This window comes from Rubeoparvulum massiliense (genome assembly GCF_001049895.1).
In the GTDB taxonomy this organism is placed as follows: Bacteria; Bacillota; Bacilli; order Rubeoparvulales; family Rubeoparvulaceae; genus Rubeoparvulum; species Rubeoparvulum massiliense.
Genome location: NZ_CVPE01000005.1, coordinates 328966 through 350984, shown reverse-complemented (window position 1 = coordinate 350984; position 22019 = coordinate 328966). Strand labels below are relative to the sequence as shown.

General features: G+C 46.4%; 21 protein-coding genes and 2 pseudogenes. 20 read left to right on the top strand and 3 right to left on the bottom strand.

Translation table 11 applies throughout. From position 1 onward, the window contains the following. Positions 1–128: 128 nt before the first annotated feature. The 7 genes and pseudogenes from spoIIID to fabZ form a co-directional block, all read left to right on the top strand. Positions 129–398 (top strand): annotated as a pseudogene (gene spoIIID, locus BN1691_RS06855) (sporulation transcriptional regulator SpoIIID); the annotation flags it as partial. A gap of 204 nt (positions 399–602) precedes the next feature. Next, positions 603–1604: a rod shape-determining protein gene (gene mreB / locus BN1691_RS06850; RefSeq protein WP_048601475.1), complete on the top strand. Its 1002-nt coding sequence runs from the start codon at positions 603–605 to the stop codon at positions 1602–1604. Positions 1605–1680: 76 nt separating this feature from the next. Then, the gene (locus BN1691_RS06845; protein ID WP_048601474.1) at positions 1681–2562 is read left to right on the top strand and encodes a flagellar hook-basal body protein; all 882 of its coding nucleotides are present in this window, start codon (positions 1681–1683) and stop codon (positions 2560–2562) included. A gap of 73 nt (positions 2563–2635) precedes the next feature. Beyond that, positions 2636–3526, top strand: a complete 891-nt coding sequence (locus BN1691_RS06840) for a flagellar hook-basal body protein (RefSeq protein ID WP_048601473.1) — start codon at positions 2636–2638, stop codon at positions 3524–3526. 93 nt (positions 3527–3619) lie between these two features. Further along, positions 3620–4039, top strand: a complete 420-nt coding sequence (locus BN1691_RS06835; protein WP_048601472.1) for a DNA-directed RNA polymerase subunit beta — start codon at positions 3620–3622, stop codon at positions 4037–4039. Positions 4040–4079: 40 nt separating this feature from the next. Then, positions 4080–4622, top strand: coding sequence for a CDP-diacylglycerol--glycerol-3-phosphate 3-phosphatidyltransferase (gene pgsA, locus BN1691_RS06830; RefSeq protein ID WP_048601471.1), 543 nt, complete (start codon positions 4080–4082; stop codon positions 4620–4622). 141 nt (positions 4623–4763) lie between these two features. Beyond that, on the top strand, positions 4764–5186 hold the full coding sequence (gene fabZ, locus BN1691_RS06825; RefSeq protein WP_048601470.1) for a 3-hydroxyacyl-ACP dehydratase FabZ: 423 nt from the start codon (positions 4764–4766) through the stop codon (positions 5184–5186). Positions 5187–5242: 56 nt separating this feature from the next. Here the strand turns inward: fabZ and BN1691_RS14115 are convergent. Next, a pseudogene (locus BN1691_RS14115) lies at positions 5243–5329 on the bottom strand (transposase); the annotation flags it as partial. 217 nt (positions 5330–5546) lie between these two features. On the opposite strand from BN1691_RS14115, the gene BN1691_RS06820 reads away from it, so the two are divergent. From BN1691_RS06820 to BN1691_RS06810, 3 genes are read left to right on the top strand one after another with little or no spacing between them, the layout of a single operon-like run. Further along, positions 5547–5912 carry a helix-turn-helix transcriptional regulator gene (locus BN1691_RS06820; protein WP_048601469.1) on the top strand — a complete coding sequence of 122 codons (366 nt, stop codon included), beginning with the start codon at positions 5547–5549 and terminating at the stop codon, positions 5910–5912. Next, entirely contained in the window at positions 5890–6774 is an 885-nt protein-coding gene (locus BN1691_RS06815; RefSeq protein WP_048601468.1) for an ImmA/IrrE family metallo-endopeptidase, read from the top strand. Before BN1691_RS06820 ends, BN1691_RS06815 begins: the two co-directional genes overlap by 23 nt. Next, a complete protein-coding gene (locus BN1691_RS06810; RefSeq protein ID WP_048601467.1) occupies positions 6764–7333 on the top strand; it encodes a hypothetical protein in 570 nt (189 codons plus the stop codon). The genes BN1691_RS06815 and BN1691_RS06810 overlap by 11 nt, the downstream gene beginning before the upstream one ends. 79 nt (positions 7334–7412) lie before the next feature. Here the strand turns inward: BN1691_RS06810 and BN1691_RS06805 are convergent, their stop codons facing one another. Beyond that, positions 7413–8609: an IS256 family transposase gene (locus BN1691_RS06805; RefSeq protein WP_048601466.1), complete on the bottom strand. Its 1197-nt coding sequence runs from the start codon at positions 8607–8609 to the stop codon at positions 7413–7415. A gap of 440 nt (positions 8610–9049) precedes the next feature. Between BN1691_RS06805 and BN1691_RS06800 the strand changes: the two genes are divergently transcribed. The 8 genes from BN1691_RS06800 to BN1691_RS06765 all read left to right on the top strand — a co-directional run bounded on the left by BN1691_RS06800 (position 9050) and on the right by BN1691_RS06765 (position 18571). Beyond that, a complete protein-coding gene (locus BN1691_RS06800; protein WP_048601465.1) occupies positions 9050–10627 on the top strand; it encodes an ABC transporter substrate-binding protein in 1578 nt (525 codons plus the stop codon). Between the two features lie 8 nt (positions 10628–10635). Beyond that, on the top strand, positions 10636–11550 hold the full coding sequence (locus tag BN1691_RS06795; RefSeq protein WP_048601464.1) for an ABC transporter permease: 915 nt from the start codon (positions 10636–10638) through the stop codon (positions 11548–11550). A 14-nt stretch (positions 11551–11564) separates the two neighbouring features. Beyond that, positions 11565–12482: an ABC transporter permease gene (locus BN1691_RS06790; RefSeq protein WP_082147052.1), complete on the top strand. Its 918-nt coding sequence runs from the start codon at positions 11565–11567 to the stop codon at positions 12480–12482. Between the two features lie 10 nt (positions 12483–12492). After that, positions 12493–13599: an ABC transporter ATP-binding protein gene (locus BN1691_RS06785; RefSeq protein ID WP_082147051.1), complete on the top strand. Its 1107-nt coding sequence runs from the start codon at positions 12493–12495 to the stop codon at positions 13597–13599. Next, positions 13589–14614 (top strand): ABC transporter ATP-binding protein, encoded by a 1026-nt coding sequence (locus tag BN1691_RS06780; protein ID WP_048601463.1) that lies wholly within the window; start codon positions 13589–13591, stop codon positions 14612–14614. The genes BN1691_RS06785 and BN1691_RS06780 overlap by 11 nt, the downstream gene beginning before the upstream one ends. Beyond that, a complete protein-coding gene (locus tag BN1691_RS06775) occupies positions 14611–15759 on the top strand; it encodes a M20 family metallopeptidase (protein ID WP_048601462.1) in 1149 nt (382 codons plus the stop codon). Before BN1691_RS06780 ends, BN1691_RS06775 begins: the two co-directional genes overlap by 4 nt. Before the next feature lie 85 nt (positions 15760–15844). After that, a complete protein-coding gene (locus BN1691_RS06770) occupies positions 15845–17335 on the top strand; it encodes an AbgT family transporter (RefSeq protein ID WP_048601677.1) in 1491 nt (496 codons plus the stop codon). Between the two features lie 48 nt (positions 17336–17383). Then, positions 17384–18571: a M20 metallopeptidase family protein gene (locus tag BN1691_RS06765; protein WP_048601461.1), complete on the top strand. Its 1188-nt coding sequence runs from the start codon at positions 17384–17386 to the stop codon at positions 18569–18571. 419 nt (positions 18572–18990) lie between these two features. On the opposite strand, the gene BN1691_RS15015 is transcribed toward BN1691_RS06765, so the two are convergent. Further along, entirely contained in the window at positions 18991–19068 is a 78-nt protein-coding gene (locus tag BN1691_RS15015) for a putative holin-like toxin (RefSeq protein ID WP_222704569.1), read from the bottom strand. A gap of 692 nt (positions 19069–19760) precedes the next feature. Between BN1691_RS15015 and BN1691_RS06760 the strand changes: the two genes are divergently transcribed. Both BN1691_RS06760 and BN1691_RS06755 read left to right on the top strand, forming a co-directional pair. Next, the gene (locus tag BN1691_RS06760) at positions 19761–20579 is read left to right on the top strand and encodes an SAM hydrolase/SAM-dependent halogenase family protein (protein ID WP_048601676.1); all 819 of its coding nucleotides are present in this window, start codon (positions 19761–19763) and stop codon (positions 20577–20579) included. Positions 20580–20950: 371 nt separating this feature from the next. Beyond that, positions 20951–21997 carry an SAM hydrolase/SAM-dependent halogenase family protein gene (locus tag BN1691_RS06755; RefSeq protein WP_315969540.1) on the top strand — a complete coding sequence of 349 codons (1047 nt, stop codon included), beginning with the start codon at positions 20951–20953 and terminating at the stop codon, positions 21995–21997. Positions 21998–22019: the final 22 nt, after the last annotated feature.

The following is a 22019-nucleotide window of genomic DNA, read 5'->3' as shown; positions in this document are numbered from 1 at the left end:
AGACCCTTTTTGTCGAATAGGCAGAAAGGGTTTTTTTATTTGGCTTGTCAGGCTTGACTCCAACGAATAAGTGCCCCACCTTGCCAATATAATGTATCAGACAAAGCCGAAGCAGGGAGGCGAAAGGAGTGCATGATTACATCAAAGAGCGGACCACCAAAATAGGCCGCTATCTGGTTGAGACGAGGAGCACGGTTCGCGCCATCGCCAAAGAATTCGGAGTTTCCAAAAGCACCGTACACAAAGACCTAACAGAACGATTGCCTGAAGTGAATCCTGAACTGGCGAAGGAAGCTAAAGAGATTTTGGAGTATCACAAGTCGATCCGACATATCCGTGGCGGGGAGGCAACCAAGGAGAAGTATAAGGGAGAGAGCAGACGGACGCGCTTGAAAAAGCGGGGTAAGCCGGTACTGCCCATGGTGGGAGAAGAACCTGCAGCGACCAGGGAAGGAGGCCCTTCAAGGATTAATAAGTAAAAAATGAAAAAAGGAGAAGGAAGATCCCTGTCGAATCACGAAAGAAATGGAGAGGAAATGGTGCGAGATTCAAAAAAATACGCTATGATAATAGATAACGATCTCAGGCAGGGAGGACCATGCATGTTTAGCAAGGATATTGGAATCGACTTGGGAACAGCCAACGTACTAGTCTATGTAAAAGGTCGAGGTGTCGTCCTCGATGAACCGTCGGTGGTCGCCATCGACACAGAAAGCAAACGTGTTTTAGCAGTAGGAGAAGAAGCTCGACGAATGGTGGGTCGTACACCGGGCAATATTCAAGCGATTCGGCCTCTACGCGACGGAGTAATTGCAGACTTTGATATTACCGAAATGATGCTGAAGCATTTCATCGAGAAGATCGGGATGAAGGGCTTCATGATGAAACCACGGATCCTCATCTGCTGTCCAACCAATATTACCTCAGTAGAGCAGAAGGCGATTCGTGAAGCTGCCCAACGGAGCGGTGCACGTACTGTCTTTCTTGAAGAGGAGCCCAAGGTGGCAGCTGTTGGTGCAGGCATGGACATCTATCAACCAAGCGGCAATATGGTAATCGATATTGGCGGAGGAACCACCGATGTGGCTGTGCTTTCCATGGGGGATGTTGTAACTGCCTCCTCCATTAAAGTAGCAGGAGATAAGTTCGATACGGCCATCACTAAGTTTATTAAACAAAGATATAAGCTTTTAATTGGGGAACGGACATCAGAGGATATTAAGATTCAGATCGCCACAGTCTATCCCAACGCTCGTCATGAAGAGATGGATATTCGGGGGCGGGATATGATGACCGGTCTGCCCCAAACAATCACCGTACGTTCAGAGGAGATCCGTGAGGCATTAGAGGAATCAGTGGCACAAATTGTTGCGGCTGCAAAAAGTGTTCTAGAACGTACACCACCGGAATTATCTGCCGATATTATTGATAAGGGTGTTTTCTTAACAGGAGGAGGCGCCCTCCTCCATGGCATGGACATGCTCTTAGCTGAGGAACTGAAGGTACCTGTCCTCGTTGCAGAGAATCCTATGAGTTGCGTGGCAGAAGGCACAGGTAAGATGCTAGACTATCTCGATCGCTCAGCGAAACGTAAAAAATTCTAAACATAGCATAAATTATAATCATCAATATTGTTCGACTTTCTTGACTACATCTTTGGGATGAAGGAGGAGAAGTAGCATGATTCGGGGTCTTTATACAGCAGCTGCAGGAATGATTGCCCAGGAACGTATCCATGATGCATTGACCAATAATATTGCCAATGTACAGACAGCGGGCTATAAGCAGGACCAGGTGGTGGAGCGCTCCTTTCCTGAGCTGCTAATTCAACGGATTCGCGATGGACAACCTCAACTAGTGGGGCCACTCAATACTGGTGTCTATGCTCAGGAGTTAATACCAACCTTTACGCCTGCACCCATTGTGGAGACCAACCAACCTCTGGAGCTAGCCATCGACGATAGCCGTATGCCAGCGCTGCCCATTGGAGAGAATGAAACTGTAGCCCCACGTCTCTTCTTCAAGGTGCTAGACCAGAATGGAGAGATTAGCTATACAAGACAAGGTCGATTTTTCTTAGATGGGAGCGGCTACTTAGTTACACCAGAAGGCTATCAGGTGCTAGATGGGGAGAATGAACCGATTCAACTCCTTAATGAATATGACCAACCCTTCGATCCCACCATGTCCAATCTGTTCATCGATGGACAAGGGAATGTAGTGTACCGCAATCCCGATTATCCTTTGCAGACCACTGAAGAACTAGGGAAAATTGACCTGGTTCTTATCACCAATCCCAATGAATTGGTGAAGGCAGGTACAGGCTATTATCGCTATCAGAATGGTAATGCAGCCCCAGCACCTACAGAGGATGCGACCGCTGCCTATCTCGCTACTCAGAGCGGGGTGAAGCAGGGCTTTATCGAGAAGAGTAATGTGGACCCTGCTACAACCGTGAGTGATATGATGCAGGCACTCCGCGTCTATGAAGCCAATCAAAAAGTACTCCAATCCTATGATCAATTGCTCGGACGAGCTGTCAATGATCTTGCGAAAATTTAGTATAGAGACTTATGAAGCAGAGTAACTGCAACATTTAATCGTAGTAAAGCGTAAAAGGAAGGGAGGAGTTCCCATGAATCTATCCATGCTAACCGCTGCAGGCGCGATCCAACGGATCCAGCATAAGGTGGACAACCTTGGTTCCAATATTAGCAATCTAGATACGGTAGGATATAAACGCCTTGATACTCGTTTCCGTGAAGCCCTCATTCGTGAGGTAGACAATCAGCCTGCCCACCATCAAGAGGAAGGCCGTTTGACTCCACTACAGATTCGTACCGGTGTAGGTCTAGGACCAGTAGTTACATTTGAAGATCTACAGCAAGGAACATTGAAAGAGACCAATAATCCATTGGATCTAGCACTCACAGGGGATGGCTTTCTGCTAGTGCAGGTGCCGCGGCTGGATGAGGATGGAGCTGTGGTGGACTATGATACCCAGTATACAAGAGCAGGTAACCTCCAATGGCAGCTACTAGCAGGCGTTGGAACAGGCCTGATCAATACCACAGGGGATGGTAAAATGTTGGTCAATGCCAATGGCCTACCCATCCTTGATCAGAATGAAGAACCCATCATTCTCCCCTATGGAGCAGAGATGCGCATCAATGAGCAGGGTGAGATATATGCTATTACACCAGATTATCCAGAAGGAGAGTATGTGACCCAGCTAGGAGTTGCCTCCTTTAGCAATCCTCAGCTCCTTCGCCCTCAAGGTGGTGGACGTTACCAATTGGTGCTAGAGGATTTTACCACCGAGGATGGAACGCCAGAGCTCGATGATATCCGACAATGGAGTGGTTCTACTGCTGTACAGCAGGGAATGCTGGAAATGTCCAATGTAAATATGGCAGATGAGATGACGGAACTCCTGCAAACACAACGTGCATTACAGTTTCAGGCACGAGCCTTCTCCAGTGCTGATCGTATGTGGGAGCTAGCCAATAATATCCGACGGGCATAGGTATTCTGACATTCCTTTCCCGTTGTATCTTTAACGGGTTCAACATACAATAGAAGAAGAATATCGAGATTGATGAAGAATTGAGGAATGGTTATGAAATCCTTTGAAGAACGTCTAAAAGAAAAAGCAAGCGAGCGTCGCAAGGCATTATCTGCAGAACAGCGTGCACCTCGCCAATCCGTAGCATCACCAAGACCTGCTACGAGAGCAACGGTGCAAGAACGGCCAGTTCAGCGCTCAGCTGAACGTTCAGTAGAACCGATGGCAGCTGCAACAAGAGAAGGGCAAGCTACTACCTCGAAGGATCAAGGCACCAGTAAGAAGGATGCGAGTAAAATGCCCAAGCTGAGCCGCAGTCTCAAGGTCACAGTATTTATCCTCCTCTTTGTATTCACGATGTCCGTGGGTGCAATGATCGGCTATGGTGTTTTCGGTGATCGCCCAGCCTTTGAAGTGTTTAATCCTCAAACCTGGAAACATATGCTAGACTTAGTCTTTGCTTCAGGTAAGTAAAAATGCTGAATCAAGAATCTTAGTCATCGAGGAGGAGAAGATGAATATACCCAATATCTTGACGGTGTTTCGACTTTGTCTCGTCCCTGTGTATTTTGGGGTCTTCTTTTCCGGACCGGAACACCGTTACTTGGCTTTTATGATTATCGTCTTAGCAGGGATCACCGATGTGGCTGATGGCTATATTGCCCGAAAATATAACTTGGTTACTGATATCGGGAAGATGCTCGACCCATTGGCTGACAAGCTGATGATGGTCTCTGTTTTTATTACCCTGTTAGTGGCCAAGCTAATCCCAATTTGGGGAGCCATTGTCTTCTTTGCACGGGATCTAGGAATGATCTTCGCCTCCATCTTCTTCGTGAGTAAGGGAAAGAAGACGGTACAGGCAAACTTTCTCGGGAAACTCTCCACCGTGCTCTTCTACACCTTCTTCCTCTTCATCTTTTTTGATTGGCCGTATGCCATCCACATTTTATGCTTGGCCTTAACGGTAGCCATTACAGCAAGTATTAACTACATTATCCAATTTCGGCGTCTCAACCATATGGGCCATCAGATGAATGAAGAGACAACCAACTAAGAATACATACACTGGCATCCCTCGATCCAAATGAGAAGGCTCCCATTTGGATTTTTGTGTACTTAATACTTATGGGACATGCATTATGTGAGAATTGCTGTACCCTTACATGAAACATGAAAGTTAGAGGAGGCGCTTTCTATGAATATTGAAGAGATTCAAAGCATCATCCCCCATCGTTACCCCTTCCTACTCGTGGATCAAATCGAAGAAGTGGAAGAAGGGAAGCGCGCAGTAGGCATTAAGAATGTGACCATCAATGAACCCTTTTTCCAAGGCCACTTCCCTGAATACCCTGTGATGCCAGGTGTTCTGATTATTGAAGCCCTGGCACAGGTAGGAGCTGTGGCCATTCTCATGAAGGAAGAGAATCAGGGCAAAATTGGCCTACTAGCTGGCGTGGACAAGTTCCGCTTCAAGAGGCAGGTTCGTCCTGGCGATCAACTTCGGCTGGAGGTAGAGCTAACCCGGATGAAGGGGAGCATTGGAAAAGCAGCAGGGAAGGCCACGGTGAATGGTGAGGTTGCTGCAGAAGGGGAATTGATGTTTGCGATAAATGGTTAAATTTGTGCGAATGTGCTTCGTGAACCACCCTTGAGCGTTTGCCATTTCGAATCACCTCACTTCATACCTTGGTTTTCTAGATATTTCTTTATCACTTCGATGGGCGCCCCGCCCGTTGTAAGTAAGCAAAAGTTTCTTGACCAGCCGTTCCCCCTTTTAGGGAATCAGCATCTGACCGTAGGTGTTCATAGCACCTGCGGTTTTTTTAGTATATACATAATTAAAAAGAAAAAGTGTTAATTAAAGTATCATTTTAGGCGTTTATATTTATATTATTCGATTTTGTAGACTTTATATGATATTTTTAGTATCTTTAAAGTAGAAAGGTGCATACTATGTATTGAAAGGAGGTCAATAAAATTGAGAAAATTATCAACGGCAAAACTTGCTGAAACTGTAAAATTTAAGCGTGAACAGAAGGGGCTAACTCAAGAAGAACTAGGTAATCTTACTGGAATCAATCGAGCGATGATTGGGCGAATCGAGCGTGAAAATTATATACCATCAATGAGTCAGTTTGAAGCCTTATCTAATATTTTGGACTTTGAAATTACTGATATGTTCATTGAAAAGCAAGGAAAAGATTCATTTATCGCATTACGTAGTGAAGCCCTAAGCGAATATGAGAGAGAAGGTGTAGACAAACTTTTTACCATGATGTTATCACTTAGACAGCAAATACTGTTAAGGAGTAAATATGAAAATGAGTCCATCCATTGCTCTTAACGAGTTACAGATTGAGGAGATAAAGAAATTAGTCGGAGAACAGCGGCAAGTATTAGGATTTATAGGAGAAACGCCAATTGGACATGATATTTTCACTATTCTTGAAAAAAAGAATATTATTTTGCTGGAATATCCTGTTAAGTCGGAAGATGGTACTCCTTCTTTTTCTGCTGCTCTTATGTATTCTGAGGAAGAAGCAAAAGAGCTTATTTTTATTGGACTAAACACTGCTGACTATTTTGATAAACAAATTTTTGCAGTTGCACATGAACTTTATCATTTTTTCACGAAGACTGGTTCACATCTAAGCCGTTTAGACGAAGAGGAGCATAACCTAATCGAAGCGATGGCAAATCGCTTTGCGGCAGAATTTCTTTTAGCTGAAAATGTACTTAAGAGTCTTGTGCTTAATGAATTTAAAACTAATTCACTTTTTGATATTCAATTTAACCCACTATTGCGTTTTATTGCTAGGTTGCATTGTACATGGTGGTTGCCATACCGTTCATTAGTCAAGCGTTTAAAGGAGATTGATGCAATTTCTGAACAGCAATACGAAGCGCTTTATGGTATTAATGAACGAGATATGAATGGCTTTTATGGGCGTATAGGTCAAGCAACTAATCTCGAAGTATTTTCAAAACTCAATACAATTTCAAATAATATTGGTACATCTGCAAAAGATGTTGAAGTAATCATTAGAAATTATGAGGACAACATCATCAACGAAGATGAATTTTTAGATGCTATCAGCCTTTTTAATAAAAGACCAGAAGATTTTGGCTATGAGTTGAATATTTCTGAAGAAGACATAAATGAAATGAAGGCATTTTTCAATAAGGAGGTTGATGATGAAGGTTGATCTAACCTCCTCTAATCCTGCTCTTGAGAGTATTTTCTTACACCCAGACCAAGTTATTACCTTGGATGCTAATTTCCTTATTCCTCCTGACAGAAGTAGATTTGCAGAAACAAGGATAAATTTTGATGTATTTAAACGTATCTGGCTGGAACCAATCTTTAGTGTGTTCTCTAAGTTAGCAATACATGAAGCGGTTTATGATGAATTAATTTTGCCATCTTTGCAAGATTATATTAGGGCACTTACACCACGTTTAATAATTCATAGAGATTCAACATTAACGGCAACAGAAAAAGTTATTAGGAATGCCATTGAAGACAAAATATATCCACTAACAAGATATGAACCTTTACTTGATAATAAGGATGATCGTGGTGAAGTAAAGTCTCTCTCATATATAGCTGTTAAGGGATTACCTTACTTTGCTGTGAATGATTCTAATGTAATTCGGTTAATTGAGAACGCTGAAAGTTGGAATACTGGTCTTGATAATGTTCAGGTAATTAGAATGTATGAACTTATTTATTATTTACATAAAATGAATCAAGCTGATAGGTAGTGTCAATATTTTTGTGTAAATGATTTTTCAACCTTTTTAGGTAGAACATTATTTTTGTATTCAAGTGAACTTGTTCAACTTACTTAGCCGGATCCTGCAGTTCTTCAAACATTTCTGCCAGTGCTGCACGGGCCTTGTTAAAACCAATGTGACACCGTGTGGCGAAACGCTCATTGTAATCCTCAAACTGCGTCACTAAGAAACGTTCCAACGATTCTTCATTAGGGAACTGTTCTTTACGCTTTGTATACTTCTTGATTTGTTTATTAAACGACTCAATTAAATTCGTCGAGTAAATACTTCGCCAAATGTCCTTTGGAAACTGATAAAACGTGAGTAAATAAGGGTTTTCAAGTAATCCTTGCGTGACTTTTTTATACGATTTCCCCCATTTGTCGCAGAACGTTTGAAGTGCTGTTTGAGCTGATTCTGCGTCTGTTGCTTGGTGAATCGTTTTAAAATCCTCGCAAATTTCTTGGCGATCTTCTACACGAACTTTATGGGCAATATTACGTCCAACATGTACAAGACACACTTGATATTTCGCTTTAGGGAACACGTTAAAAACAGTGCCAGACATGCCTTTTAAGCCGTCTGAAACGAATAATAGGACATCTTCAACACCACGTTCCTTTAGCTCTTCTAGCAGCTCTTGCCAGTTGTAAGCCGATTCTGTTGGTGCGATTGTGTAGGCCAACACTTCCTTTGAGCCGTCTTCACGGATGCCCACTGCGATGTAAACAGCTTCCTTAGAAACTGTATCACGGCGAACAGCAAGGTATGTCGCATCTAAATACACGCACACGTAGCGATTGTGCAGCGGACGATTCTGGAACGCTTTCACGTTTTCAGAAACAGCCTTTGTCATATTCGAAATCGTTTGTGGCGTATAGTGGTGACCATACATTTTCTCGATTAAATGTGCAATTTCAGCCATCGTAATGCCTTTTTTAAATAGGTGGATTACCGTGTTCTCTAACGTGTCATTTGACCGTTTGTAAGGTGCCACAGTCTGTTGTTTAAACTCGCCATTGCGGTCACGTGGGATCTGAATGGCTAAATCCCCATACTCCGTGTGAAGCGTGCGCGAATAAGACCCATTGCGAGAGTTGCCTGAGTTGAAGCCGATCCGTTCGTATTTTTCGTAGTCCAGAAATTCTGTTAGTTCTGTGGCCAGTAGTGAATTAATTGCTATTTCCAGATGTGAACGAAAGACCTCAGTAATATCTTGTTTTTTCACTAGTGCATCGACAATTTTTGTTGTAAACTGATTCATAGGGAAGACCTCTTTTCTAGGATTGGTTATGGTGACTTAATCCTACCAAAAAAAGGTCTTCCTTTTTGCATGGAATTTTTCATTTACACAAAATATTTTATACTCTCAGCTGATAACAAATCATTGAAAATGTTGTATAAATATCAATACCACTTAACTCAGAACGAAAAAAAAGATAATCCAAGTTGGGGGCAATTCATTGATGCAATGGGATCACTGTACCCTGACTAGTATTTTTGGAGAACATTTTCATGAAAAGAGTCTCCTGCTCGGTGACTGTTCTCCACATATTTCACTTCAACCCTGTTGACGTTCATACGTCAGCAGTTTTTTTTGTAAATTTAAGCAGGAATTTGCATAAAAGTGACGAATCTATGACAAACAAATCGAATTATAGCAATTTATGTAATTTATTTTAAAAATTAAAGGAGGAGAAATGTTTGAAAAAGTGGTTCTATGTACTGACTGCACTATTATTGGTTACCACAATTGTAAGCGCTTGCGGAAAGGCGAGTGAACCATCTTCTACCTCATCAGCAAATGGCACAGGAGATGCAGTAACGGGTTCGAAGGCAACGAATACGACATTGACCATCGCCATGGGTACCGACATGGTCAGCTTCGATATCCATGATCATAACAATACCTCAACAGAAGCGATTCATGTGAATCTCTTTAACTATCTTTTTAAGTTCGATGAGAATCAGCAGCTACAGCCTGAATTGGCAGAGAGCTACAAGCTGGTCGATGATACAACCTGGGAGATCACCCTGCGTCAGGGCGTGAAGTTCCATGATGGGACAGAGCTGACGGCGGAGGATGTGAAGTTCACCTTGGAGCGGGTGGCGAAGGATTCTGCGCTGCGGGAGCATCCCAACTATAAGCAGATCCTTGAGGTGAAGGTGCTGGAGGATTATAAGGTACAGATTCTCACCGATGGACCGCAGCCTGCCCTCCTCAACCGCCTAGCTCGTTTAGGCTCTGGCATTTTACCTAAGGCGTACATTGAAGAGAAGGGTTGGGAGACCTTCCTTGAGCACCCCATTGGGACAGGTCCCTATCAGTTTGTGGAGTGGGTTCGTGATGACCGCGTTGTCTTAGAACGCTTCACTGACTATTATTTTGGTGGCAACGAGGAGTGGGAGCGCGTCGTCTTCCGAGTTATTCCTGAAGCGTCTACCCGGGTGAATGAATTGCTCACTGGTGGCGTACAGATTGCCATGAATGTACCACCCAATGATTGGGAGCGGATCGATAATAATGATGGAACTCATGTGGCATTGGCAGAGTCCAATCGCGTGATGTTCTTGGTGGTCCGCCATACCGAAGGGACTCCTACAGCAGATCCCCGAGTGCGGGAAGCTATCGATTATGCCATTGATGATAAGGCATTGGCGGAGCAGCTCTTAGGTGGAGCTGGAGTTCCGACGAGAACTCGGGTAACACCAGGCAATATTGGTGCTAATCCCAATCTCTATAATGATTATCTCTATGATCCAGAGAAGGCGAAGACACTCCTTGCAGAAGCAGGATATCCTAATGGTTTGACCTTAACCCTTCATTCACCACAGGGTCGTTACCTTCAGGATCGGGAGGTGGCGGAGATGATCGTTGCCTATCTCGGTCAGGTAGGGATTCAGGTGAATTTGGACTTCATGGAGTGGAGTAATTTTGTGGAGATGCGGAAGGCGAAGAACAACAAGGAACTCTATCTCATCGGGATCGGTAATTCCCTCTTTGACGCGGATCTAGTCGTGGATTTCTATCATTCCCAACGAGCAGCGGGTGAGATCGATTATGCTAATGCTGAGGTGGATCAGCTGATTGAAGCAGCGCGTATCAATATGAATGCAGAGGAACGGGAAAAGCAGTATCAACGGATCCAGGAGATTATTGCAGAGGACCGTCCCCATATCCATCTCTATCTACAGAAGAGCAATTATGGTGTGAGCGATTCCATTCAGTTTGCGCCACGTCTCGATGAGATGATTATCGCTACAGAAATTAAACGGAAGTAGAGGATAGCATGAGATTTTTCATTCGCCGAATTTTGCAGATCATTCCAGTGTTGTTCATTCTATCATTCGTTGTTTTTAGTCTACTCTTTCTGGCAGGCGATCCCGTGGCACTCATGCTACCAGAGGATGCAACAGCAGAGGATATTGAGAATTTACGGAAAGCATTGAAGCTGGATCGACCCTTTATCATCCAGTATGGCAACTATTTGCTCAATCTACTGCAAGGAGATTTTGGCACCTCCTTTAAGTATAAGCAAGCGGCACTGCCCATTGTCTTAGAGCGGATTCCTGCTACCTTAGAGCTGGCTATGGGTTCCATGCTGGTGGCCACTCTCATCGCCATTCCCTTTGGAATCTGGTCCGCAACGCGCCAGAACTCGCTCCTCGACCTCTTCATTACAGGGGCTTCCGTGGTAGGGAAGGCGATGCCCAACTTTTGGTTGGGGATTATGCTGGTTCTTCTATTGGCGGTTACCTTCCCGATCTTCCCGGTTTCGGGGCGAGGGACCTGGCTCAATCTGGTGCTACCAGCCATTACCTTGGGAACAGGGATCGCTGCAGAGATGACACGCCTACTCCGATCTAGCATGATCGAGATTCTTGGTCAAGATTACATTCGTACCGCCCAGAGCAAGGGTCTCCATGATGGCATGGTGACGGTGAAGCACGCCTTTCGGAATGCGTTGGTGCCTACCATTACCATTATGGCGTTACAAACCTCCACCTTAATCGGTGGTACCTTGATTACCGAGACGGTCTTCTCCTGGCCAGGTTTAGGGCAACTTCTCATTCAGTCCGTCAATTCACGGGACATGGCCGTTGTGCAAGCGGCAGTCTTTATCATTGCCCTCTTTGTTATTGGCATGAATCTAGTAGCTGATCTATTCTATCGCATCTTCGATCCACGAATTCGTTATGACTGAGGGGGGAGAATAGTATGAAGCAATCCATGGTGATACAGAGCCAGCAGCAGTTGGAAGAGCGGCGCAGTCCAAGCATTGCTCGCCGCTGGTTGAGACGTCTTCTCCGAAGCAAAACAGGTACGGTGGGCTTTCTCATCGTTAGCCTCGTCTTTTTGGTAGCGTTCCTTGCACCGGTGATCACCCCCCATGATCCTAGTGCTACCAATCCCATGCTCATGTTTAAGCCACCTGCTTGGCAGGAGGGGGGTGAGCCGGGCTACTGGCTGGGGACAGATAATCTCGGCCGTGATCTCTTAAGTCGAATCATTGCCGGTACACAGATTACGCTCTTGGTGGGGATTTGCTCTGTGCTAGTTGCAGGTACTATCGGGATCTTGGTAGGAATCATCGCTGGATTCTATGGTGGCATTATCGATAGTATGCTAATGCGCATTGTGGACTCCTTTCTCGCTTTGCCCAATATTTTGCTCACCTTGGTGGTGGTCAAAATTTTGGGACCCAGTGTGCTAACCCTGATCTTTGTGTTAGGGATTACCAATTGGGTCAGCTATGCTCGCGTAATTCGCAGCGAGGTCTTAAGTCTCAAGGAGCGGGAGTTTGTGAAGGCTGCTCGGTCCATGGGAGTACGGAATGGCATCATTCTCTTCCGTCATCTGGTTCCCAATATCCTCCCTTCCTTCATCGTGATCTCTACCTTAAGTGTGGCCACCACCATTATTTTAGAGGCCTCCTTAAGCTTTCTTGGCTTAGGTATTCAACCCCCAGATATCTCTTGGGGACTCATGCTCAATTCAGGACGGGATTATCTAGCCAGTAGCTGGTGGGTGGCCACCTTCCCAGGCTTAGCCATCACCATCACGGTGCTAGGGATCATCTTCCTCGGTGACTGGCTGCGGGATGTTCTTGATCCTCGCTCCCAGGTGCGAAAGTGAGGTATCCAGGATGAATCAGTGCTTATATGAAACGAGTTGTGTTAATAGAATCGAAGAATTGAACCAGGATAGTAGCTCAAGTCAGCAGCCACTTTTAGAGGTGAAGGATCTCCACACCTATTTTTATGGTGAGGATGGGGTGGTACCCTCGGTGAATGGCGTGAGCTTCTCCATCAAGGCAGGGGAAGTAGTGGCGCTCGTTGGTGAATCAGGCTGTGGAAAAAGTGTCACCTCGCTCTCCATCATGGGGTTAATTCGTCCACCTGGGAAGGTAGAAGGAGAGATTTGGTTCCAGGGGCAAGATCTGACGCGCTTAAAGAAACAGGCGCTACGCCAGCTACGTGGTAAGGAGCTAGCCATGATCTTTCAGGAGCCCCTAAGTGCATTGAATCCTGTGATTACCGTGGGAGAGCAGATTGCCGAAGGGATTCGACTTCATCAAGGGATGAAGCGGAAGGAGGCCAGGGAGGAGACGATCCGCTGGCTCCAATATGTCGGGATTCCCCGGGCTCGTGAGGTCTATGATAACTATCCCCACCAATTGAGTGGGGGTATGCGGCAGCGGGTGATGATCGCCATGGCCCTCTCCTGTCAGCCCAAGCTACTCATCGCCGACGAGCCTACCACAGCATTGGATGTAACCATTCAAGCCCAGGTGCTGCAGCTGATGCGCAGGATCGTAGCGGAGCAGCAGACAGCCATCTTGCTCATTACCCATGACTTAGGTGTGGTGGCGGAGATGGCAGATCGCGTTGTGGTGATGTACGCAGGCCGGGTGGTGGAGGAAGGGGATGTGGCATCACTCTTTGCCAATCCGCAACATCCCTATACAAAAGGGCTACTACAGAGCACGCCCCGGATTGACCAGCTAGAAGAAGAGCTGTATGCCATCGAGGGGAATGTTCCTCACCCCGGGGCATTGCCTCATGGCTGTAAGTTTCATCCCCGTTGCCCCGTGGCACTAGAAACCTGTATCCATGAAGATCCACCTCTGCAAGGGATTGGGAAGGCAGGGATAGATCCAGAGCTAGAGAGTACAGGGGAGCAGGGCAATAAGGTCCGATGCTGGCTACAGCAACTCCCACATGAAGGTGATGGTGAAAGCAATGGCACATAAGCGAGAGTCCAAATCAGAATATCTTTTAGAAGTCGTAGGATTAACCAAACACTTTCCCTTGAAGCAGGGCTGGCTGAAACGGGGCCCACGTTCTGGTAGCGCCTTACGAGCGGTGGATGATGTAAGTTTGACCCTCAAGGAGGGAGAGACCCTAGGAATTGTGGGAGAGTCCGGCTGTGGCAAGTCCACCACCGCCAATCTGATCATGCGCTTGCTAGAACCAACAGAAGGGAAGATCTACTTTGATGGCGTCGATTGGACAGCGCTCCCTGCCCGTGATCTTCGCGAGAAGCGGAAGGAGATGCAGATGATTTTCCAAGATCCCTATTCCTCCCTCAATCCACGGATGCGTGTCAAGGATCTGATCGCGGAGCCTCTCCGTACCCATACACAGCTTAGTCGCAATCAGATTGCTGCACAGGTGGAGGAGCTTCTAGAAGTGGTAGGACTGGATCCTTCCTATGGCAACCGCTATCCCCATGAGTTCAGCGGTGGACAACGGCAACGCATTGGCATTGCCCGTGCTTTAGCCCTCCGTCCTCGGCTCATCATCTGTGATGAACCAGTTTCTGCTCTGGATGTCTCCATTCAGGCGCAGATTCTCAATCTTCTCGTGAAATTGAAAAAGGAGTACCAGCTGACCTATCTCTTTATTGCCCATGGGCTACCCGTGGTGAAGCATATTAGCGATCGTATCGCTGTCATGTATCTGGGACAGGTGGTGGAATTAGCCTCGAAGGTGGATCTCTTCGCCCAGCCTCGTCATCCCTATACAGAGGGGCTGCTGGCTGCCGTTCCCATCCCTGATCCCAGCCTGCGGGGGAAGGAGGTACAGCTGTTGGAAGGAGATTTGCCCAGTCCAGCCAATCCTCCCAGCGGCTGTCGCTTCCACCCGCGCTGCCCTTATGCCACGCAAGTCTGTCAGGAAGAGATTCCTCCCTTGCAAGAGCTGACCATAAATCATTGGGTTGCTTGTCACCATCCTCTCCAGCAAGGAAAGGGGGCGCTCCGATGAAAGCATATTTTGAAGCGCATTATGAAGAGATGCTGGATTGGCTAGAATGTCTCGTCAACCAAGATAGTGGCTCCTCGAATAAGGAAGGGATCGACAAGCTCGGTACGATGCTACAGAAGGAGTATAGCAAGCTGGGGTTCCAGGTTGAGGTGCTCCAAGAAGAAAAGTATGGGAACCATCTTCGCATCAGGATGGAGCCAAAGGCTGGAGGTGTTAAAGCAGCTACGCCCTCCATTCTAATCATCGCCCATCTAGACACGGTCTTTCCCAAGGGAACAGCGGCATCCCGTCCCTTCCGCATCGAGGGAGAGCGGGGGTTCGGTCCGGGTGTTATCGATATGAAGGGGAGTCAGGTGATGCTCCTCTATGTGATGAAGGCATTGCTTGTTCAGCATGATCCGGCAGTGCAGCAGATTGAGATCCTCTTGAACAGCGATGAGGAGATTGGTTCGCCTTCCTCCCGTCCCTGGACAGAAGAGCTTTGCAAAGGCAAACGCTATGCCATTATCATGGAGCCGGCACGTGCCAATGGGGCCATCGTTTCGGCACGGAAGGGTGGGGGGAAGTATCGCCTTACGGTACAGGGAAAAGCCGCCCATGCTGGTATTGAGCCAGAGAAGGGGTTGAATGCCATCTATGAACTGGCGCACCATGTGATTCAGCTCCAGCAGCTCAATGGGATAGCGGAAGGTGTGACCCTCAATGTAGGGACCTTCCGCGGTGGTACCACCTGTAATACGGTACCAGCGGAAGCCACAGCCATGGTGGATATTCGTGTTACGACCATGGAACAGATGGGGCTGGTTGCCCAAAGGATTGAGCAACTTACCTCTCACACTTATCTAGCGGGGACGAAGCTACAGCTGGAGGGTGGTATCAGTCGTCCACCCATGGCGAAAACGGCTGCTACTGAAGCATTCCTAGCCCTTGTCCAACAGGCTGGTAATGAACTGGGGATCGTTGTTCAGGATACCTTCACAGGGGGTGGCTCCGATGGGAACTTTACGGCCGCCTTAGGGGTTCCTACCCTCGATGGACTAGGACCTATCGGCGGCAATGCCCATAGTGAGCAGGAGTATATTGAGCTCTCCTCCTTGATAGAACGAGGCGCTTTACTAGCAAGGCTACTACAATTGCTTGTTTAAGAGACAGAACATTCAAAAATCAAAGAAAGAAGGTGGGAGTGTGAGTCAACCAACGGTACAGGTTCATGGAAAACGTGGCTTTTTCATGCGCTTTTTAGATGTGGTGGAACGGGTAGGGAATCGCTTGCCCCATCCTTTCATGATCTTTATTTATCTGGCGGTTATCATGATTGCTCTTTCCTGGTTAGCAAGTTCCCTCGGTGCCCAAGTGGTCCATCCAGGCTCAGGGGAAGAGGTAACTGTACAGAATATGGTTTCCAAAGAGGGTCTCACCTTTATCCTCTCTTCCATGCTGAAGAATTTCTCCGGATTTCAGCCCTTGGGCTTGGTCTTGGTGATGATGCTAGGGATGGGTCTTGCCGATAAGGTAGGACTGATTGAGACCTTTATGCGGCGGGTGATCCTCAATGCGCCAGCTCGCCTGGTTACCTTCGCTGTGGTTTTTGCTGGGGTCATGGGCAATCTGGCGTCGGATGCGGCATTTGTTATCGTACCTCCGCTAGCTGCAACAGTCTTCTATCATCTGGGTCGTCACCCCTTGGCAGGCTTAGCAGCAGGTTTCGCCGGGGTAGGTGCTGGTTTTACGGCGAATCTCATCCCTGCAGGTACCGATGCGTTAATGGCGGGGATTACCACGCCCATTGCACAGACCATTACTCCTGGCTTAGAGGTATCCATTGTGGATAACTACTACTTCATGGCGTTTTCTGTTTTGGTGCTATCACTGGTGGGGACCTGGGTGACGGAACGTTTGGTAGAGCCCAAGCTGGGCGTATATGAAGGGGAGATCCAGCAGGCGCTAGAAGAGATTAGCCCCCAGGAGATCCGCGGCTTACGCCGTTCAGGTATCGCGTTCTTATTCTATGCAGCAGTTATCGCATTGATCACCATCCCAGCCAATGGTTGGCTCAATAGTGCACCAGGTGAGCCATTTCATAAATCTCCGTTCTTTCAGGGTATCGTACCCCTCATCCTCTTTGCGGTGGTGATTATGGCTATCACCTATGGGGTAACCGTGGGAAGGATTAAGGGTAGTCGCGATATTCCTCACTTAATGGGCGAAGCGATGAAGGATATGGCAGGCTTCATTGTTCTGATCTTTGCTGCTGCCCAATTCATCGCCTACTTTAAGTATAGTAATCTGGATATTTGGTTGGCCGTGAAGGGAGCCGATCTCCTCACTGCCTTAAATCTCACAGGGATGTCGACGATTATTGGGTTTATTATCCTAACCGCCTTCTTGAACCTCTTTATCTTTAGTGGCTCAGCACAATGGGCCTTGATGGCGCCAGTCTTCGTGCCCATGTTCATGATTCTCAACTATGACCCCGCCTTTATTCAACTGGCATATCGGATTGGGGATTCCTCTACCAATGTCATTACACCCCTCAATCCCTACCTACCGATTATTCTCATTGCCATGCGCCAATATAGTAAAAATGCCGGCTTTGGTACCCTCATGTCTACGATGTTACCTTACTCCATCTTCTTCTTAATCAGCTGGACCGTGCTCATGGTAGCTTGGGTACTACTAGGGATTCCAATTGGACCAGGGATCGGCATGTTGATGCGCTAGATTATGTAACCCAAATCGATCATACGATTCACACAAGGAGGCAGAATGATGAAACTGCAATTAGAAGAGATCGCTGCGCATTGGGGTGAGCATTTGGTTCAGATGCGACGCCATCTCCACCAATATCCTGAGTTAAGTGGCGACGAGGTGGAAACCTCTGCTTTTGTCCAAGCAGAGTTAGGACGTTTGGAAATCCCATATAAAACCGGCTTCGCTAAGACCGGAGTATTAGGGATCTTAGAGGGAGGGAAGCCTGGAAAAACCGTTGCTTTACGCGCTGACATGGACGCCCTGCCTATTCTTGAAAAGAATGAGGGACCGGTGATCTCCATGCGCCCAGGTGTCATGCATGCCTGTGGTCATGATGCCCATACTGCCATGCTTCTAGGTGCAGCAGCCATCCTCAAGGAGTATCAGGCAGAGCTGCCAGGTCGTGTGCTCTTTATCTTTCAGCCTGCGGAGGAGCAAGTGCCCCATGGTGGCGCTCAGCCTATGATGGATGATGGGCTCTTTGACCAGTATCTACCCGATGTGATCTATGGACAGCATGTCTGGCCTGATCTACCAGTGGGGACCATTGGGGTGAAGGAAGGTGCGATTATGGCCAACTCCGATGGCTTTACCATCACCATTCATGGTGCAGGTGGGCATGCGAGTATGCCACATCAAGGTCTCGATGCCATTGTGGTGGCAGCCCAGATGATTAATGCCCTTCAGACCATCGTCAGCCGTAATATCAATCCCTTGGAGCCAGCCGTCCTCACTATTGGAAAAATAACCGGTGGGTACCGCTACAATGTGATCGCTGATGAGGTGGTGTTGGAGGGAACTACACGTTCTCTCGATCCCAAGGTTCGTCTCCTCTTGAAGGAACGTTTACATCAAGTGGTAGAACAGGTGGCGGAAGCCATGGGTGCTCGTGCCACCGTGCAATTCCAAGAAGGCTATCCCGTCACCTTCAATTCAGCCCATTGGGTGGAACAGGTCCGAAAAACAGCACATCATCTCCTTGGTACAGGCAATACACCTGCCATTCAACCCTCCATGGGAGGCGAGGATTTTAGTCGTTTTCTCCAGCGCATTCCCGGTGCCTTCTTCTGGCTAGGCTGCGCCTTACCGGATCGTCCTGTGCAGAAACCCTTGCATGATCCGCAGTTTCAGTTGGATGAACGGGTGCTGCCCATTGGAGCGGGGTTGATGGCACAATTAGTACTTGATACGTTATTGAGTAAATAAGCTGTGGTGGAAGTTGGGGGGTGTAGGGTTTTCGCGCTCCTGCAACCGGAGGTTGCGGTGTCGCTGCTCTAACCCCACACCCCCCAACTTCAAATCAACTGATTTACAATAGTATGAGGTGAGTGGAAGGATAAAGGAATGTCGACTAAGAACGCAACATTCTGTTGCAACGTCGACGGTAGTACATCCTGTATTTCGTAAATCTACGAGTCTCAATTGAAGTGATGTTGTATAATTGGATGAAATTTACTTCTATAAATAAATATGTTATGTTATACTTAAATAAAGCATAAAATAAGAAAGACCATAGGTGTTGACGCACCTATGGTCGGTACAACAGTCGCCCTCATATAAGAGTGGCAGGCTCTAATAGGTCTATGGAATAGACCACCCTATAACTTGTGGGTCATAAGGGTGGTCTATTTCCTTTTATCTAGTAGCATTATGATCAATACACCAAATGTGAGCATTAGTGATAATGCATGGTATACTGACATCAGCCTCACCCCCTTCCATATGGAATGGAGTGAGCCAGACCACCCTTAAGGAGCCTAACTATTGTATAAGATATATAATACCATACAATCCAATAAATGTGTTTACAAAAATAGTAGCAAATGGTATTGTTAATTTTAGCATAAATAAAAAAGACCGTAGGTGCGCTAACACCTATGGTCGATACAACAGTTGCCCTCATAAAAGAGTGGCAGGCTCAAGTCATTTGTGAAATAGACCATTCTTAAGTTATTCTAGGTCATAAGGGTGGTCTATTTTCTTTTGACTATACTAATCTTCAAAGCCAATTCTTCTTCACAATGGAGGGCATGTAAAAAAGAAGTAGAAATTAGTGAAAAAAGTCACATATTTGAATAAGGATTGAAACTTATTGTGTGAGAGGGAGCACTTTTCCCTCATTTTCTGTGTTCTCCATTGCCTTATTCAATGGCTGGTTTAGAATGGGACTGAATTGCTAGACCATACAGAAAAGAGAAAGGGGTACAAGTTGATGAAACAACATCGTCGACTAACATTATTATTGACAATTGTGCTCGCTCTTAGCTTCACACTATTTGGCTGTAATAGTGATGATAGCGCTACGAAGAACGAAGCACCAGCAGAAGCACCTGCTGAAGCTCCTGCAACAGATGCACCAACAGAAGCAGCTGACGCACCACATGCTCTTGTTTTCATGACGGACTTTGGTCTTAAAGACTCTGCCGTCTCTGCAATGAAAGGGGTAGCCTTTGGTGTTGACCCTGAATTAAAAATGTTTGATGTAACTCATGAAATTCCTGCTTATAATATCTGGGAAGCATCCTATCGTTTATACCAAGTTGCTGCTTACTGGCCAGAAGGAACTGTTTTTGTTTCTGTAGTAGACCCTGGTGTCGGTACAGATCGCAAATCTGTTGTAATGAAGGACAAAGCAGGCCACTACTTTGTAACTCCTGACAATGGTACTTTAGGATTGGTTGCAGAGGATCTTGGTATTGAATCCATTCGGGAAATTGATGAATCTAAGAACCGTCTTCAAGGCTCTGAAGATTCCTATACCTTCCATGGTCGTGACGTTTATGCCTATACCGGTGCACGTCTAGCTTCTGGTACCATCACTTATGAAGAAGTAGGTCCAGAGCTACCTGCTGAAGTGGTTACCATGCCTTATCAAAAAGCAGAATTGAAGGATGACGTACTATCTGGTAATATTCCAATTCTTGATGTGCAATACGGAAACGTATGGAGTAATATCGGAAAAGATCTTGTAGACGAGCTTGGTATTAAGATTGGTGATATGGTTCACGTAGAATTCTACCAAGGTGACAAGCAAGTTTACGCAGGCGATATGAAATATTGCCATACCTTCGGTGATGTTGAAGAAGGTCAACCATTGCTTTACTTAAATGAATTGCTCTATCTATCTGCTGCTATTAACATGGACAGCTTCTCTGATGTTCATGAAGTATATGCAGGGAATGATTGGACAATGAAGGTTAGTAAAGTGAAATAAGAAAGTGAAATAAGAATTGGTAGAAGCGTGTGTAGTAGGGTCTTCGCGCTCCTGCAACCAGAGGTTGCGGTGTCGCTGCTCTTACCCTACAACACACGCTTCAAAACTTTTATTTGCACTTTTACGTAACAGCTAGGAAGAAGAGAATATATCATTAGGAAAGCATGTATCGTTGGAGCTTCGCTATACTTAGCCCAACGATACATGCTTTTTTATTTGGGGTGCGTTAGGTTGAGTATGATGTAGGTGGGGCTGATAGTGTGGTGGCGCAGAGGACACGAATGACAGTGTGAAGAAAATATTAGGTATAACCCCTTATATTGTATATAATGGAGCTGGATGTTAGTACAAACTTGAGGGGAGAGATTGGAATGCAATGGAAACGTTTAGTATTTACAGCTTTGGCGTTGGTGCTTGTGGTGGTGTTGATTCAGCCGGCGTTCGCGAGTACAGCTGGCAATGATGGGCAAGGGAATCAAACAGCTCAGCCAGTTCAACCAGCTCCATCAGATCTGCCAGCTTCGTCAGCAGGGAATCAAGGGGTGGCTGAAGAACAAATACAAATGAAGAAGGTAGAGCGAAATGCATTGGTCCTTCAGTCGGACTTTGGCTTGAAGGACGGGGCGGTGTCAGCCATGAAAGGGGTAGCCTTTGGCGTCGATCGTGAGTTGGCCATGTTTGATTTGACCCATGAGATCCCTGCCTATGATATTTGGGAGGGTGCTTACCGCTTGATGCAGACCGCTAGCTATTGGCCAGCAGGAACGGTGTTTGTCTCTGTGGTGGATCCAGGTGTGGGGACAGAGCGCTCATCCATTGTGTTGAAAACAAAGACAGGCCATTATTTTGTGGGACCCGATAACGGCAGCTTCGGCTTGGTGGCAGAGTCCATGGGTGTGGAAGCAGTGCGGCAGATCGATGAGACGAAGAATCGCCTAGAAGGCTCAGAGGAATCCTATACCTTCCATGGACGAGACGTCTATGCCTATACAGGGGCACGCCTTGCTTCAGGGCAGATCAGCTTTGAGGAAGTGGGTCCTTTATTAGAAGCCAAAGTGACAGCCATTCCTTATCAAAAGGCGGAGCTGAAGAATGGGGTATTCAAGGGCAATATTCCCATCCTGGATATTCAATATGGCAATGTGTGGACCAATATTGATAAGAAGCTTTTCGATCAGTGGAAGCCTCAGTACGGTGATCAGTTCCTCGTAAAAATCTATCATGAAAAAGCATTAATATATGAAGGAACGATTCCCTACCAATACAGCTTCGGTGGTGTAGAGGAAGGAGAGCCCTTGCTTTACTTCAATAGCTTGATGAACCTATCACTGGCCATCAATATGGATAATTTTGCAGCAGTGCATCAAGTGGGATCTGGGGCAGAATGGAGTATTGAGATCACAAAGATAAAGAAGTAAGATGTACTACATGAATAGAAAG

Bases quoted from the DNA above. Each gene is read 5' to 3' on its own strand.
- mreB (WP_048601475.1), top strand. From the start codon at position 603: ATGTTTAGCAAGGATATTGGAATCGACTTGGGAACAGCCAACGTACTA.
- BN1691_RS06845 (WP_048601474.1), top strand. From the start codon at position 1,681: ATGATTCGGGGTCTTTATACAGCAGCTGCAGGAATGATTGCCCAGGAA.
- BN1691_RS06840 (WP_048601473.1), top strand. From the start codon at position 2,636: ATGAATCTATCCATGCTAACCGCTGCAGGCGCGATCCAACGGATCCAG.
- BN1691_RS06835 (WP_048601472.1), top strand. From the start codon at position 3,620: ATGAAATCCTTTGAAGAACGTCTAAAAGAAAAAGCAAGCGAGCGTCGC.
- pgsA (WP_048601471.1), top strand. From the start codon at position 4,080: ATGAATATACCCAATATCTTGACGGTGTTTCGACTTTGTCTCGTCCCT.
- fabZ (WP_048601470.1), top strand. From the start codon at position 4,764: ATGAATATTGAAGAGATTCAAAGCATCATCCCCCATCGTTACCCCTTC.
- BN1691_RS06815 (WP_048601468.1), top strand. From the start codon at position 5,890: ATGAGTCCATCCATTGCTCTTAACGAGTTACAGATTGAGGAGATAAAG.
- BN1691_RS06810 (WP_048601467.1), top strand. From the start codon at position 6,764: ATGAAGGTTGATCTAACCTCCTCTAATCCTGCTCTTGAGAGTATTTTC.
- BN1691_RS06805 (WP_048601466.1), bottom strand. From the start codon at position 8,609: ATGAATCAGTTTACAACAAAAATTGTCGATGCACTAGTGAAAAAACAA.
- BN1691_RS06795 (WP_048601464.1), top strand. From the start codon at position 10,636: ATGAGATTTTTCATTCGCCGAATTTTGCAGATCATTCCAGTGTTGTTC.
- BN1691_RS06790 (WP_082147052.1), top strand. From the start codon at position 11,565: ATGAAGCAATCCATGGTGATACAGAGCCAGCAGCAGTTGGAAGAGCGG.
- BN1691_RS06785 (WP_082147051.1), top strand. From the start codon at position 12,493: ATGAATCAGTGCTTATATGAAACGAGTTGTGTTAATAGAATCGAAGAA.
- BN1691_RS06780 (WP_048601463.1), top strand. From the start codon at position 13,589: ATGGCACATAAGCGAGAGTCCAAATCAGAATATCTTTTAGAAGTCGTA.
- BN1691_RS06775 (WP_048601462.1), top strand. From the start codon at position 14,611: ATGAAAGCATATTTTGAAGCGCATTATGAAGAGATGCTGGATTGGCTA.
- BN1691_RS06770 (WP_048601677.1), top strand. From the start codon at position 15,845: ATGCGCTTTTTAGATGTGGTGGAACGGGTAGGGAATCGCTTGCCCCAT.
- BN1691_RS06765 (WP_048601461.1), top strand. From the start codon at position 17,384: ATGAAACTGCAATTAGAAGAGATCGCTGCGCATTGGGGTGAGCATTTG.
- BN1691_RS15015 (WP_222704569.1), bottom strand. From the start codon at position 19,068: ATGTCAGTATACCATGCATTATCACTAATGCTCACATTTGGTGTATTG.
- BN1691_RS06760 (WP_048601676.1), top strand. From the start codon at position 19,761: ATGACGGACTTTGGTCTTAAAGACTCTGCCGTCTCTGCAATGAAAGGG.
- BN1691_RS06755 (WP_315969540.1), top strand. From the start codon at position 20,951: ATGCAATGGAAACGTTTAGTATTTACAGCTTTGGCGTTGGTGCTTGTG.